Annotated in this window: 13 protein-coding genes; 3 read left to right on the top strand and 10 right to left on the bottom strand. The window is 71.9% G+C overall.

Annotated elements, in window-relative coordinates:
* The first annotated feature begins 1 nt into the window (after position 1).
* Genes ACZ63E_RS35335 through ACZ63E_RS35325 form a run of 3 tightly spaced genes read left to right on the top strand, consistent with a single transcriptional unit; the run spans position 2 to position 2500 of the window.
* The gene (locus ACZ63E_RS35335; protein WP_465340575.1) at positions 2 to 304 is read left to right on the top strand and encodes a DUF6403 family protein; all 303 of its coding nucleotides are present in this window, start codon (positions 2 to 4) and stop codon (positions 302 to 304) included.
* Positions 297 to 1634, top strand: coding sequence for a hypothetical protein (locus ACZ63E_RS35330; protein WP_465340574.1), 1338 nt, complete (start codon positions 297 to 299; stop codon positions 1632 to 1634). Before ACZ63E_RS35335 ends, ACZ63E_RS35330 begins: the two co-directional genes overlap by 8 nt.
* Positions 1631 to 2500 carry a hypothetical protein gene (locus ACZ63E_RS35325; protein ID WP_465340573.1) on the top strand — a complete coding sequence of 290 codons (870 nt, stop codon included), beginning with the start codon at positions 1631 to 1633 and terminating at the stop codon, positions 2498 to 2500. Before ACZ63E_RS35330 ends, ACZ63E_RS35325 begins: the two co-directional genes overlap by 4 nt.
* Here ACZ63E_RS35325 and ACZ63E_RS35320 read toward each other — a convergent pair.
* The 10 genes from ACZ63E_RS35320 to gcl all read right to left on the bottom strand — a co-directional run bounded on the left by ACZ63E_RS35320 (position 2488) and on the right by gcl (position 14590).
* On the bottom strand, positions 2488 to 4710 hold the full coding sequence (locus tag ACZ63E_RS35320) for a glycoside hydrolase family 15 protein (protein ID WP_465340572.1): 2223 nt from the start codon (positions 4708 to 4710) through the stop codon (positions 2488 to 2490). The two genes, ACZ63E_RS35325 and ACZ63E_RS35320, sit on opposite strands and share 13 nt — an antisense overlap.
* 117 nt (positions 4711 to 4827) lie before the next feature.
* Positions 4828 to 5523: a TetR/AcrR family transcriptional regulator gene (locus ACZ63E_RS35315; protein ID WP_465340571.1), complete on the bottom strand. Its 696-nt coding sequence runs from the start codon at positions 5521 to 5523 to the stop codon at positions 4828 to 4830.
* A gap of 34 nt (positions 5524 to 5557) precedes the next feature.
* Positions 5558 to 6652 carry a glycerate kinase gene (locus tag ACZ63E_RS35310; RefSeq protein ID WP_465340570.1) on the bottom strand — a complete coding sequence of 365 codons (1095 nt, stop codon included), beginning with the start codon at positions 6650 to 6652 and terminating at the stop codon, positions 5558 to 5560.
* Entirely contained in the window at positions 6649 to 7026 is a 378-nt protein-coding gene (locus tag ACZ63E_RS35305) for an allophanate hydrolase-related protein (protein ID WP_465340568.1), read from the bottom strand. The genes ACZ63E_RS35310 and ACZ63E_RS35305 overlap by 4 nt, the downstream gene beginning before the upstream one ends.
* Positions 7027 to 7038: 12 nt before the next feature.
* Positions 7039 to 8484 carry an NCS2 family permease gene (locus ACZ63E_RS35300; RefSeq protein WP_465340566.1) on the bottom strand — a complete coding sequence of 482 codons (1446 nt, stop codon included), beginning with the start codon at positions 8482 to 8484 and terminating at the stop codon, positions 7039 to 7041.
* 108 nt (positions 8485 to 8592) lie between these two features.
* Positions 8593 to 9075, bottom strand: a complete 483-nt coding sequence (locus ACZ63E_RS35295) for a nucleoside deaminase (RefSeq protein WP_465340565.1) — start codon at positions 9073 to 9075, stop codon at positions 8593 to 8595.
* 1 nt (position 9076) lies between these two features.
* Positions 9077 to 11380 (bottom strand): xanthine dehydrogenase subunit D, encoded by a 2304-nt coding sequence (gene pucD, locus ACZ63E_RS35290; protein ID WP_465340564.1) that lies wholly within the window; start codon positions 11378 to 11380, stop codon positions 9077 to 9079.
* Positions 11377 to 11847, bottom strand: coding sequence for a (2Fe-2S)-binding protein (locus ACZ63E_RS35285; protein ID WP_465304716.1), 471 nt, complete (start codon positions 11845 to 11847; stop codon positions 11377 to 11379). Before ACZ63E_RS35285 ends, pucD begins: the two co-directional genes overlap by 4 nt.
* Entirely contained in the window at positions 11838 to 12707 is an 870-nt protein-coding gene (locus ACZ63E_RS35280) for an FAD binding domain-containing protein (RefSeq protein ID WP_465340563.1), read from the bottom strand. Before ACZ63E_RS35280 ends, ACZ63E_RS35285 begins: the two co-directional genes overlap by 10 nt.
* 194 nt (positions 12708 to 12901) lie before the next feature.
* Entirely contained in the window at positions 12902 to 14590 is a 1689-nt protein-coding gene (gene gcl / locus ACZ63E_RS35275) for a glyoxylate carboligase (protein ID WP_465340562.1), read from the bottom strand.
* Position 14591 lies beyond the last annotated feature (1 nt).

Raw genomic sequence — 14591 nt, 5'->3', positions numbered from 1 at the left:
GATGACGTGGCTGGTGTGGGTGCTCGGCGCGGTGGTGATCGCCGCCGCCGGGTTCGGCGTGGTCGTGGTGCCCCGCCTGCGGGAGCGCGACCTGCGTCGGAGGACGGCGTGGTCGGCCGCGCGGGCGGCGATCGACAGCGCGGCCGTGAGCCGGGACGCCGCGGCCGCTCCCCTGCCCGAAGCCGAGCAGCTGCTGACCCGGGCAGAGACTCTCGCGGGCGCGCACGGCGGTGTGCGGGCCGCCCAGGCGGCCGAGGAGCACGCACGTCGTGCCGACGCGCTTTGGCGAGCCGCTCGTGACTAGCCGGTGGCCGGACGCGCTCCGGTGGAGCCTGCCCGCGGTGGCCGTCGCCGTGCTCGTGACGTTCCTCCTCGTGCAGAAGCAGAGCACCGACGTCAGCTACGGCCAGGCGCCGGCGGCGAAGGACCCGATCCCCGAGGGCTCGGCCGGTGAGCTGAGCGGCGCCACGATCCCGTCGGACGACCAGCTCGCCGCGATGCTCAAGACGTCTTCTGTCGTGCGGCTGCCGGGCTCGATCGCGACCTGGGACGACCAGGCTGTGAAGGCCGCGGCCGGCGGCACGGACTACCGGATCCTCGTCGCGCCGCCCGGGCTCAAGAAGGACGACGAAACCCGGCTGCACGACGTCGAAGCGGCAACCGTCCGTGTGGTCGGCACCGAGGTCAGCGGCGGGATCCTCCAGGCCTCGGCCGACCGCGCGAGCGAGTGGGTCCACCAATTCGCCACCGGCGACGTCACCGAGTCGCTGACCACCCTGATCGCCCACCTGAACCACCGGCCCGAGCCGCCGGACCAGGCCCCGATCGCCCGGCGCGACCCGACGGCCGGCGAGCTGGCCGAAGCCACCACGGCGCTGCGCGGCACCGGCCGGTTCGTCGCGCCCGGCGCGACGCTGAAGGACGTGCCCGCGACGACCGCCGCGTTCCCCGGCGCGCAGCCGTTGTACGTCGCCTTGCCGCAGCAGCCGGCCGGGCAGCCGTTGGTCCACTTCGGACCGGCGCTGGCGAAGGAGTTCCCCGGCCGGCCGATCGTCGTGCTCTACGGCCAGTGGATCGAGTACGACGGCCCGTCGGCCGCCGCCTTCTCCGACGTCGTGACGGCGAGCTTCTACGGCCAGTTCGCCGACCGCCTCGGCACGTACGCCTACCCGCAGCGCAACGTCCTCGGTGCGTGGCTCGACCGCGTCACGGCCATCCGCTACGCCGGGCTGTTCGACCGCCCGCTCCCCTACACGCCGTTCGACCCGCTGCGGGTCGCGCTGCCCGCGCTGCCGTGGCTGTTCGCCGCCTGCGCGGTCGGGTTCCTCGTCCTCTCGGCCCGCCGGGTGGGGCGCCCGACCCGGCCCGCCGGAGCCGGCGTTCCGGCGCGCCTGGCCGGGCTGACCGCGCTCGCCGTCGAGGTCTCGGGGCTCACCGACGGCGCGTCGGCCGCGGCCCTGACCCGCGGGATCACCCAGCTGACGGCGGCCCGGGAGGCGTTCACGGAGAAACTGCCGGACCGGCACGTGCACGGCCTGCTCGACGCGGCCGAGTCCGATTTGGACACCACCGCCGGGCTGCTCGGCCGTCCGGACTACCGGCCCGCCGCGTACCTGCGAGGGAGGCTCTCGTGATCCGCTTCTTCCGCTCCGCGTTCGGGATCGCGGTGCTCGGCTGCCTCGTGCTCGCGGGCTGGGCGGTGTGGTCGGCGGGCGTGTTCGACGGCCCGGTCGCCCGGCAGCTGCGGTCGGCGTCGGTGTACGTCGCGCCCGGGGTCACGCTCGACCAGCCGGCCGCCGAACGCGTCATCGGCAACCGGCGGCTGGTGGTGGCGTTCCTCGAACCGGGCGCGGACCTGAGCGACGCGTGCGACAGCCTCGGCAGCGCGGTCGACGGCACTCTCGCCGTGATGCTCAGCCGGGACGGCGACGACTTCAAGAAGTACGGCTGCTCGCAGCTGCCCGGCGGGGACGACGAGAACTTCGGCAAGGCGTACGTCGCGGAGTCGATGATCGGCAACGGCATCGACGCCTTCACCGACCGGCCGGTGGACGCGTTGAAGGTCATGGTCGTCAACTACGACCTGCTGGTGAAGTCCGGCGCGATCCCCGACGGCGGCCGCGCGGTCAGCCCCTCGCTGCCGCGCTACCTGATCGCGTCGGCCGCGGTCGGCGCGGTGGTCCTGGGCTCGTTGGCGCTCTACGTCGTCGGCCGCCGGACCGGGCAGGTGGCGGTGATGCGGCGCGAACGCCGGGACGCCGAAGCAGACGAGCGGTCCGAGCTGGCGGCGGCCACGGCCGTGCTGGCCCAGGAGATCATCGACCTCGACAAGCGCTACGCCCGTCAGAAGCCTGCGAGCAAGTTCGCCCGGAGCTACCGGACCCTCGTGGCCGACTACACGAACCTGCTGCCGGATCTCGACCGGGAGACGCCCGAGCTGCGGGCGCGGGTCGAGAAGCTGCTGACCCGGGCCCGCAAGCTCGGCGCTCAGGTGCCGTAGCGGGACTTGACGATCGACGGGGTGTCGAGGTTGTGGCCCGCGTCCATGCTCTGCGCGAGCCGCAGGTACTGGCCCTCGGCCCACATCAGCGGGCCCGCGCTGCCGGTCGGGCGGCCCAGCCCGAAGCAGCCGACATCGGCGCGGTCCCAGACCTGCTCGGGCACGAAGTACCCGTCGTTCGCCGAGTCCGCCATGGACTTGAGGTAGACACTGGCAGAGCGGCCGTTGGCCAGTTCGTACTGGCCACGCTCCCCCGACAGCACCGGCCACAGCCGTCCGAAGCGCTGGCTTCCGCCCGCGGGCCAGCCGTTGCAGGTCGAGGTGCTCTCGCCGTAGTTGTCGTGCGGGTAGCGGTGGAAGTAGACGTCGCCGTTGGGCAGCGTCACCTGCATCGGTGCGTTGCCGTCGGACGCGGCGGCCGTCGGCGCGACCGAGTTCGCGATCGTCGTGTCGTTGGCCGGGCGGATGCCGAGGCGCACCAGGTCGAGGAACCCGAAGTCGGTGACGTCGTGTTCGTAGAAGCAGCCTTCGTCGAAGCAGATCGTCGCGCCGTCGTTGGGGTTCCCGGCGCGGTCGAGGCGTTCGTAGTAGGTGTGCCCGCCCCAGTAGCCGGACGTCGTCACGGTCCAGCCGGCCAGGGAGTTGCGCCACGAGTCCGCTGTGGACTCCCACGACGTCGCGCTCGCGGTGTCGCCGTTGGCCCGGGCGATGGCGCCGGCCGCGATCAGCCCGGCGATCTCGGCGGCGATCGACGACGGTGACTTGCCGTACTGCTCTTCCCATCGCTCGGTGGTGTCCGGGCCGGTCGCGACGAGGTGGTTCGCCGTCGTCTTGACCTTCGAGTACGTCGAGGCGTCGGTGACTCCGGTCAGCCACGCGAGAAGGATCGCGTCGGCGTCCTGGTCGAGCTGTTCGCAGCAGCCGAGCTGCTGGGCGCTCGCCCCGGTGACCCCGGAAACCGGGCTGTAGCGCGGGAACGAGCCCGCCGGGTAGGTCGTGCCGTCCCCGGCGGTCGGGCTGCCGATCCACTGGGAGTTCCACAGGAACTGGGCCATCCGCTTGGCCTGCGCGGTGTCGCCCGCGGCGAGCAGGCCGGTCGCCTGCTGGTAGAGGTCACGGCCCCAGACGCGGTGGTAACCGTCGTTGAGCTGGTCGCCGTTGGTGAAGTTGCCCCATGGCGTCGCGAGGCCCGCGACACTCGCGCCGGGGTGCTGCTTGTCCTCGGCGGTCTTGAGCGCCATTGCGGCGACGTAGTAGGCGCGACGCCGCTGGGTGTCGCCGGAAACGCTGGCGGGGGCGGGTTTCAGACCGCCCACATAGGAGTTCCAGCCGCCGCGGTAGGACGTCGCCACGGCGGAGAACCCGCTGCTCAGCGACCCGGTCGCCGCCGAGGTGGCGGCGGCCGCGGTGCTGCCGTAGCCGAGGGCGACGGTGAACGTGGTGTCCGTGCCGACCGGGATCTGTCCACACTGGACGACGTTGCCGGTGCCGGAGACGTTGTCGAACTGGTTGTTCAGGGTCTTGTCGGCGCGCAGGTCGACCAGGCAGTCGCTGCCCGCGCCGCTGTAGCCGTTGTCGTGTGCGGTGAACCCGGTCGAGACGCGCAGTGCCGACACGACGGTCGTGGCCGCGCCGCCGAACAGCGTCTCGGTGCCGCTCGCCACCAGGCCGGTGCCGTCCCACCACGCGTTGTCGTTGGCGCCGCCGCCGGCCATCGAGGGGTTGGCGAGCAGGTACAGGCGGTAGGCGCCGCCGTCGAGGGACTGGAAGCGGGTGTTCCGGACGAGCGTCGCGCGGGCCGGGTCGGTGACGTAGTCGGTGGTAATCCGGTACTTGCCGCTCTTGGCGGTGTTGGTGACGGTGTACTGGAGCGCTTTCTCGTCGGGCATCGAGACGACGTGGTTGGTGGCGTCGCGTTCGAGGTCGACGAAGCTGGATCCGTCGGTGACGACGAACTGCATGTCCTGCAGGTTCGGGACGTCGGCGCGCGGGTAGAAGACCTCCGAGGTCACGCCGTCGGCGACGGTGAACCACACCGGGCTGCCGGTGGTCGTCGAAGTGCCGAGCGCGGACTTGTTGCCGGTCGCCCAGGAGGCGCCACCGCCGCAGCAGTCGGTCGCGGTGCCGCTCGCGAGGGCCGTGCCGGGCAGCGCGCCGGCGAGCAGCACGCCCGCTCCGGCGCAGGCCAGGACCGCTTTCCACCTGATCATCAAGACCCTCCGACGGCGTTGTCGTCAATATGTTGCGAGCCGCAACATATTGAGCCACCGGTGGGTGACAAGCAATGTCCGATCGATCTGAACCGATCCAGCCCTGCTCCGGACGGCTCAGGCGTCGGCGATGCGGTCCAGCCACTCGGCCAACAGGACGCGCTCGGCCTCGGTCAGCGCCGCCACGCCGTCGAGCCCGGCCCGCAGCGCGATCGCGCGTCCCGGCAGATCGGACTCCGTGGGCGCTTCGACGTCGGTGAGGATCCGGCTCAGCACCGTCTCCCGGGCCGTCACCGACAGCTCCTGGTCACGCTCGTCCTCCGGCGTCGCGACGAGCGACAGCACCACGCCCATCCCGGTCGCGTGCACCAGCCGCGCCGCGCGGTCGACACTCAGGCGCAGCCGGCCCGCCTCCGCGACCCGCGAGACGATGCTTCGCAGCATCCCCTCGGCTTCCCGGGCCGCGGGCGAGGTCCGGCCCGGCCGCGCGTCGCCGTACATCAGCACGTAGAACTCCGGGCGGGACAACCCGAACTCCACGTGCAGGTCCCAGCCGCGCCGCAGGTCCGCCACCGCGTCGCCGGTCGAGCCCAGGGCGCGCTTGCTCGTCAGGTACTCGTCGAAGCCGTACGCGGCGACCGCGTCGAGCAGGCCGTCCTTGTCGCCGAAGAGCCGGTACAGCGCGGGCGGCTGGACCCCCGCCGCGGCGCTGACCGCGCGGGTCGAGAGGCCGTCGCGGCCTTCGGCCACCAGCAGGGCCGCCGCCGCTTCGAGGATGCGCTCCCGGGTGTCCGCCGCCGTCTTCGTCACCATGGTTCCAATGATAACAAAACTGCGGTAGCACCTGTCAGAGGTGGTCCACGGCGACGCGGTGGGCTAGCCGCCGCAGCAACGGCGCGGCGTCGGCCATGCACCGGGCCAGGTCGGGCTCCAGGTCCGTCAGGGCATACGCGGCCGCGATGCCCGCCGAAGCCAGTTCCGATGGGGACAGCTGACACCGCCCGGACACCGCGACACACGGAATCCCCTTCTCCGCCGCGGCCCGGGCGACCCCGGCCGGCGCCTTCCCCGAGAGCGTCTGCCGGTCGAGCGAGCCTTCGCCGGTGACGACCAGCGAGGCCCCCGCGAGCGCGGCGCCGAACCCGAGCAGGTCCAGCAGCAGCGTGATGCCCGGGCGCATCCGGGCGCCCAGCACGGCCATCGCGGCGAAGCCCACTCCCCCGGCGGCCCCGGCGCCCGGCCGGTCCGCGAACGCCGGCCCGGCGACCGACGACCAGTGCCGCAACGCCTCGTCGAGCACCTCGACGTCGTCGGGTGACGCGCCCTTCTGCGGGCCGTAGACGAACGCGGCCCCGTTCAGCCCGTAGAGCGGGTTGTCCACGTCGCTCGCCAGCTCGAAGTCCACTTCGGACAGGTCCAGTTCGGACAGATCCAGCGAAACGACCCGGGACAGCGCCGCGCCGCCGGGCGGGAGCTCCCGCCCGGCGGCGTCGAGGAGCCGGGCGCCCAGCGCGGCGAGCATGCCGGCGCCGCCGTCGGTGCAGGCGCTGCCGCCCACCCCGAGGACGATCCGGCGGCAGCCCGCGCCCACCGCGGCCGCGATGACGTCCCCGGTGCCCGCACTGGACGCGCCGAGCGGCGACGGCGCACCGGGCAGCCGGTGCAGGCCGGACGCTTCGGCCAGTTCGACGACCGCCGTGTCGCCGCGGACCGCGTACGACGCCGTCACCGGCACGCCGGTCGGGCCGCGCGCCGGGACCCGGACGCGGCGGAAGCCGGCGGCGACGGCGGCGTCGACCGTGCCGTCACCGCCGTCCGCCACCGGCAGGGTCTGCGTCTCGACGCCGGGGTGGACGTCGGCGAGGCCCCGGGCCACCGCCGACGCCACCTCGGCCGCGGTCAGCGACCCCTTGAACTTGTCGGGCGCGACGAGGACTTTCACACGCTCGCCTTGTATGCCCGCCAGTCGCCGACCTCGGTGATGTCCCGCAGCGCGACGTGCGACGTGTACGGCCGCCTCAGCAGCATCGCGAATGCCGAGCTGCCGTCGGTCAGCTCCACCACCCCCAGTTCCAGCTCGTGAGGTTCGGACGGGAGCACCTTGTCGCGCAGGTCGTCCAGCGAGACGTCGTACACCTCGCCGGTCACCTCCGCGCCGCCGTGCGACACCGGGTACAGCGCCGGGCACTGGTCGCCGACGGCGTAGAACCGGTACTTCGGCGCGGTTTTCGCCTCCGCCACGAAGGGCGCTCCGGCCAGGAGATGGTGCAGCGGTTCGCCGCGCATGGCGCCGCCGTTGAAGAACATCAGGGCCACGGGGGTTTCTCCTTAGCGGAAGAGGGCTTCGACGCCGTCGACGGCGAAGTAGACCGCGAACACCAGCGCCAGCACCGACAACAGCCAGCCGGCTTCGCGCCACTTGCCGCGGCCGATCTTGATCAGCACGAACGCGATCAGGCCGGCGCCGACACCGTTGGTGATCGAGTAGGTGAACGGGATCAAGGCCGCGGTGAGGAACACGGGGATCGTGTAGTCCGGGTCGTTCCACGGGATGGTGCGGCACTGCGCGACCATCATGCCGCCGATGACGACCAGCGCGGGCGCCGCGGCCTGGGCCGGGACCACGCCGGCGAGCGGGGTGAACAGCAGCGTCCCGGCGAACAGCAGGCCGGTGACCAAGCTGGCGAGGCCGGTCCGGGCGCCTTCGCCGACGCCGGCCGCGGACTCGAGGAACACGGTGTTCGGCGACGAACCCGTGACACCGCCCGCGATCGCGCCCGCGCCGTCGACCAGCAGGATCCGGCCCATCCGCGGGACCTTGCCGTTCTTCGACAGCCCGGCCTCGTCCGAGACGCTCGTGATCGTGCCCATCGCGTCGAAGAAGCCGGAGAGCACCAGGGTGAACAGGAAGACCGTCGCCGCGAGCGCCCCCGCCGAGGCGAACCCGCCGAAGAGGTCGATGTGCCCGAAGAGCCCGAAGTCGGGGGCTGCGACGACGTGGTCGGGCAGGGCCGGGGTGGTGAGACCCCAGCCGCCGACACCGAACCCCTCGTGCAGCACGACGGCGAACACCGTCGCCACGCCGATGCTGATCAGCACCGCACCCGGGACCTTGCGGGCCATCAGCACGATCATCAGCAGCAGGCCGAAGCAGAACACGACGATCGGCCAGCCGTGCAGGTGCCCGCTCGCCCCGAGGCGGACCGGGACCGTGGTCTGCGCCGCGTCCGGCACCCGGGTCACGAACCCGGCGCTGACCAGCCCGACCAGGGCGATGTAGAGCCCGATCCCGACGGTGATCGCCATCTTGAGCGGCCGCGGGATGGCGTTCATGATCCGTTCGCGGACTCCGCTGACGGCCATCAGCACGATGCAGACGCCTTCCAGCACGACCAGCCCGAAGGCCTGCGCCCAGGTCATCGTCGGGGCCATCTGGAACGCGACGATGCCGTTGATGCCGAGGCCGGCGGCCAGCGCGAGGGGCGCGTTGCCGACGACCCCCATGAGGATCGTCATCACGGCGGCGGCCAGCGCCGTCGCGGTGGTCACCTGCGCCGCGGAGAGCCGGGCGCCGGTGATGTCGGCGGAGGCGCCGAGGATGAGCGGGTTGAGCAGCACGATGTAGGCCATCGCGACGAACGTCGTGACGCCGCCGCGGACCTCGCGGCCTACCGTGGATTGCCGGGCGCGCAGTTCGAACAGCTTGTCGAGCAAAGATCGCCGTGGCGCGGGTACTTCGTCGGCCACGGGGGTGGGGACTTCGGTCTGGGTCATGCGTCCTGCCCTTGCCGGTGGGTGTGCTCGGCCAGGCCGAGGCACAACGCCGTGCCTGGCGAGCGGGACGTTCGATTCGGTTGTGCTCCGGTCAGCTGGCCTTGTGGGTCAGTAGTCGGTGCGGTCGGCCTTGTCGAGCCAGGCCGCGAAGGGTGCGAAACCATCCTTCGTGGACAGTCGCGTCACGGGAACCGTCCACGTTTCGCGCGGACGGTCGAACAGTTCGTAGAAGGCACGGTCGTCGAAGCCGGCCTTGGCCGCGTCGTCGCGGTCGGCGGCGAAGATCACCTTGTCCACCCGCGCCCACAGCGCCGAGGACAGGCACATCGGGCACGGCTCGCAGCTGGAGACGAGCACGCAGCCGTCCAGCTTGAAGTCGCCGAGGGCCTGGCAGGCCGCGCGGATCGCGACGACTTCGGCGTGCGCGGTCGGGTCGAGGTTCGCGGTGACGCGGTTGACGCCGGTCGAGACGATCTCGCCGTCGCGGGCAACCAGGGCGCCGAACGGACCGCCGCCGTTCGCGACGTTGGTCTCCGCGATGCGGATGGCCTGGTCGAGCCATTCCTGTTCGACGGAAAGCGACGTGGTCATCTCAGACTCCAGTGATGTGCTCGGGGCGGATGGGGACGCGCGGCAGCTCGAGGCCGGTGGCCGCGCGGATGGCGTTGGCGATCGCCGGGGTGGCCGAGATCGTCGGTGGCTCGCCGACGCCGCGGACGCCGTAGGGCGCGTGCGGGTCAGGCCGTTCGAGGACGTCGACGCGCATCGGGGGCATGTCGAGGATGGTCGGGATGAGGTAGTCGGTGAACGACGGGTTCCGGACCTTGCCGTCCTTGACCAGGATCTCCTCCATCACGGCGAGGCCGAGGCCCTGCGCCGAGCCGCCCTGGATCTGGGCGATGACGGCGTCGGGGTTCATCGCCTTGCCGACGTCCTGGGCGCAGTCGAGCTGCACCACCTTGACCAGCCCGAGGTCCAGGTCGACGTCGACCACCGCGCGGTGCGCCGAGAACCCGTACTGGACGTGGGCGTCACCCTGGCCGGTCTCGGGGTCGAGCGGGTAGGTCTTGCGGTGGTGGAACTCGCGGGTCTCCTCGATCGCCGTCTCGCCGAGCAGGTCGGCGAGGTCCGCGACGACCTCACCGTCGGCCGCGACCACCTTGCCGCCGCTCAGCGTGAGCCCGTCGGCGGGACGGCCGAGGCGGACCGCGGCGAGGGCGTACACGGCGTCGGCGACCGCGCGGCAGGCGTTGCGGACCGCGCCGCCGGTCACGTAGGTCTGGCGCGACGCCGAGCTGGAGCCGGCGTCGCCGACGCTCGTGTCGGCCGGGTGCACGCTCACCCGCGTCAGGCCCAGCTCGGTGCGGGCGATCTGCTGCTGCAGGGTGACCAGGCCCTGGCCGACCTCGGCCGCGGCGGTGTGCACCATCGCGACCGCCTCGCCGCCGAGCACCTCCAGCCGGACGCGGGCGGTCGAGTAGTCGTCGAGACCTTCGGCGTAGGAGATGTTCTTGATCGTGACGCCGTACCCGACGCCACGGACGACACCTTCGCCGTGGGTGGTGTTGGACGCGCCGCCGGGCAGCTCGCGGATGTCGCGTTCGCCGGTGGGTTCGGGCGGCAGCGGCAGGTCACGCAGGCGCTGGACCAGCTCCGCCACCGGCGCCGGGAAGTCCACGACCTGGCCGGTGACCACAGTGGACCCTTCGCTCAGCGCGTTGCGGATCCGCAGTTCGGCCGGGTCCATGCCCAGGGCGGCGGCCAGTTTGTCCATTTGGGACTCGTAGGCGTAGGTCGGCTGGACCGCGCCCAGACCGCGCATCGCGCCGCAGGTCGGGTTGTTGGTGTAGACGCCCCAGCCCTCGATGTGCGCGTTCGGCACGTTGTACGGGCCGACGCTGAGCGTGGTGCCGTTGCCGACCACGACCGGGGTTTTCGACGCGTACGCGCCGCCGTCGAAGTACATCTTGGCGCGCACGTAGACGAGCTTGCCGTCGCTAGTGGCGCCGTGCTCGTAGTACATCTTCGCCGGGTGGCGGTGGACATGCCCGAAGAACGACTCCAGCCGGTTGTAGCTCATCTTCACCGGACGCCCGGTCCGCAGCGCGAGCATGCACGAGTGGATCTGCATCGACAGGTCCTCGCGGCCGCCGAACGCACCGCCGACCCCGGACAGCGTCAGCCGGACCTTGTCCAGCGGGAGCCCCAGGGCCTTCGCCGTCTGGCGCTGGTCGACGTGCAACCACTGGGTCGCCAGGTAGAGGTCGACTCCGCCGTCCTCGGCCGGCACCGCGAGCCCGGACTCCGGGCCGAGGAACGCCTGGTCCTGCATGCCGATCTCGTAGACGCCGGAGACGACGACGTCCGCGGTCGCCGCCGGGTCGCCCTTGACGATTCGCTGGTGGCGGACCAGGTTCCCACCCGGGTGCAGCTTCGGCAGCGTGTCGTCGTGCGCGGCCCGCTCGGGGTCGGTGATCGGCTCGAGGACGTCGTACTCGACGACGATCTCCTTGAGCGCCTGCCGCGCGATCTCCGGGTGGTCCGCGGCGAGGATCGCGACCGGCTCACCCTGGAAGCGGACCAGGTCCGCGGCCAGCGCGGGGGTGTCCTGGTACTTGAGGCCGTAGACGTTCTCCCCCGGCACGTCTTCGTGGGTCAGCACGGCGTGCACACCGGGCTGGGCCAGCGCGCGGGAGACGTCGAGGCGGACGATCCGGGCGTGCGGGTGCGGGCTGCGCAGGGTCGCGCCCCACAGCATGTCCTCGTGCCACAGGTCGGAGGAGTAGGCGAACTCGCCGCGGACCTTGAGCGTGCCGTCCGGGCGCAGCGGGCTCTCGCCGATGCCGCCGGCGATCGTGTCGTGCAGCTCCTGCGGGGAGCGGGCCGGGGCGCTCATCGGACGGCCTTCTTCGCGGCTGCGTCGCGGACGGCGTCGAGGATCTTCTCGTAGCCGGTGCAGCGGCAGAGGTTGCCGGCCAGCGCCTCGCGGATCTCGACGTCGCTCGGGTCCGGGACACGCTCGATCAGGTCGTGCGCGGCGACCAGCAGGCCGGGGGTGCAGAACCCGCACTGGACGGCGCCGCGCTCGACGAACGACTCCTGCACCGGGTCCAGGTCGTCGCCGGAAGCGAGCCCTTCGACCGTGACGACGTCGCGGCCCTCGGCCTGCCCGGCCGCGACCAGGCAGGAACACGCCGGGACGCCGTCGACGTACACCGTGCAGGAACCGCATTCGCCCTGCTCACAGGCGTTCTTCGAGCCCGGCAGGCCGAGCCGCTCGCGCAGCATGTACAGGAGGCTTTCGCCTTCCCAGACGTTGTCCGCCCGGCGGGGCTCGCCGTTGACGGTGACGTTCACGCGCACTTCGCGCTCCCTCCGCAGTAGTCGGTCCAGGCCCAGGTCAGGGTCCGCCGCGCCATCACGCCCAGGGCGTGCCGGCGGTAGGCCGCGCTCCCCCGGACGTCGTCGATCGGCGCGGCGGCCGCGGCCACCAGGTCGCCGAAGCGGCGCTTCACCGAGTCGTTCAGGGCCTTCGGGGCGTCCCAGTCCAGCTCGCCGGCCAGGAACTCCTCGGCTTCGAACGCCCGGCGCGGGGTGGGCGCGGCCGAGCCGACGCCGGTGCCGACGCGCCGCTGGTCCGGGTGCAGCGCCAGCCCGAAGGCGGCGACGGCGATGACCATGGCGTTGCGGGTGCCGATCTTGCTGAACTGCTGCGGCCCGGTGGCCGGGGCCAGCAGCACGGACGTGATCAGCTCGTCCGGCTCCAGGACGTTCCGCTTGACGCCGACGTAGAAGTCCTTCGCCGCGACGATCCGGGTGCCGCGCACCGACGCGATCTCGACCTCCGCGTCCGCGGCCAGCAGCGCCGGGTGCGAGTCGCCCGCAGGCGAAGCTGCGCCCAGGTTGCCGCCCACGGAACCGCGGTTGCGGATCTGCGGGGACCCCACGGTCCGCGAAGCCATCGCGAGGCCGGGCAGCTGTGCGCCCAGTTCGGTGATGATCCGGGTGTAGGGCACGGCCGCGCCGATCCGGATCCGGCCGCCGTCGGCGCCGTGCTCGTGGAGCTCGGCGACCCGGCCGAGGTCGAGCAGGGCTTCGGGACGGCGGTGGTCGAAGTTGAGCTCGACCATCACGTCCGTGCCGCCGGCGATCGGGACCGCACCGGGGTTCGCGGCCTTCGCGGCGAGCGCGTCGGCCAGCGAGGCGGGTCGGAGGAATTCCACTGTGGACGTCCTTTCGGGGCTGCTTCGGTACGGAGTACACACGGTGAACTGTGGCTCCGACCACGGCAAAACCCCTGAAAGAAGGGTGAATTTCGGGCCTGAGTTTGTACTTTCCGACAACCGCTTGATCGCGGACACGGAAAGGCCGCCGCACGAGGTCAGGGTCTCGTGCGGCGGCCGTGGTCACGCGGGTGTCAGGCGGGCTCGAACTCCTTGACGGCGTCGAGGGCGGCGCCCATGGCGGCGTTGCCTTCACGTTCGATCATGATCTCCACCAGGACCGGCCGGCTGGTCCGCTCGGCCTCCTTGCGGGCCCACTCCAGCGACGTCCGGATCTCGGCCGGCTCGTGCACGCGGGTGCCCGAGCAGCCGTAGGCCTCCATGATCTTGACGTTGTCCGTGCCGTTCGCGTCGTAGTGGATGTCGACCTCGAAGTTCATGTCGTAGCCGGTCTCCGCCTGCCGGATCAGCCCGAGGTACTCGTTGTTGAGCATGATCAGCACGAACCCGACGTCGTACTGCGCGGCCACCGCCAGCTCCTCGACGAGGAACTGGAACGAGTAGTCGCCGACCACCCCGACGACCTCGGCCTCCGGCCGGGCCTTCTTGACGCCGATCGCGGCGGGGATCTCCCAGCCGAGCGGACCGGCCTGGCCGCACACCTGGTAGTGACGCGGCTTGTGCGCCTTCTGGAACTGGCCCGACCAGATCTGGTAGAGCCCGATCGCGGTGACGAAGTACGTGTCCTCGCCGAAGGTTTCGTTGATCTCCTTGAAGACCCGCGGCGCCTTGATCGGCAGCGTGTCGAAGTCCTCCCGGCGGGGAAGCGCTTCCTTCAGCTCCGCGATGCGGCCGACCCACTCGCGCCGCGGCTCCGGCGCACGCTCGTCCAGCGCCGCCAGCAGCGCGTCCAGGAACTCCCGCGTGTCCGAGACGATCCCCAGGTCCGGGCCGAACACCTTGCCCAGCTGCGTCGGCTCGATGTCGACGTGGATGAACTTCCGGTCCCCGCGGTAGACCGACAGCTCACCGGTGTGCCGGTCGCCGAACCGCGCGCCCAGCGCCAGCACCAGGTCGGCCTCGAGGAAGGCCGCGTTGGCCCAGCGCTGCGACGTCTGGATGCCGGCCATCCCGGCGAACAGCTCGTGGTCCTCGGGGAAGCTCCCCTTGCCCATGAGCGTCACCTGGACCGGGACGTCCAGGCGCTCGGCCGCGGCCCGCAGCTGCTCGCTCGCCTCGCCGAGGACAACACCGCCGCCGGCCAGGATCAGCGGGCGTTCGGCGGCCAGCAGCATCTCCAGCGCCCGCTCGACCCGCGCGGCGGCGGGCTTGACGGCGGTCACCGGCAGCGGCGAGTCGATCGAGGAGTCCCACTCGATGTCCTGCTTCTGGACGTCGATCGGGAGGTCGATCAGGACCGGGCCGGGGCGGCCGGACCGGGCGATCCGGAAGGCCTCGCGGAAGATCCACGGCAGCTGCGCGGCCTCCTTGACCTGCACCGCCCACTTCGTCACCGGCTTGGCGATCTCGACGATGTCGACGGCCTGGAACGCTTCCTGGTGCAGCTTGGTCGTGGCCGCCTGGCCGGTGATGCAGATCATCGGGATCGAGTCCGCGTGCGCGGTGTAGAGCCCGGTGATCATGTTCGTCCCGGCCGGACCGGACGTGCCGATCGCGACGCCGACGTTCCCGTTCGTCCGGGCCCAGCCGTCGGCCATGTGCGTCGCGCCCTCTTCGTGGCGGACGATCAGGTGCTGGATCGCCCGGCCTTGCAGGGCGTTATACAGCGGGAGGATGGCCGCGCCGGGGCAGCCGAAGACGGTGTCGACGCCTTCGCTCTCCAGGACGTCGACGACCGCTTGCATGGCGGGGATTCTGGGCATG

Source organism: Amycolatopsis sp. NPDC104819 (genome assembly GCF_055583145.1).
The sequence above is the reverse complement of the archived record's forward strand: the minus strand, read 5'-3'. Positions and strand labels throughout refer to the sequence as shown.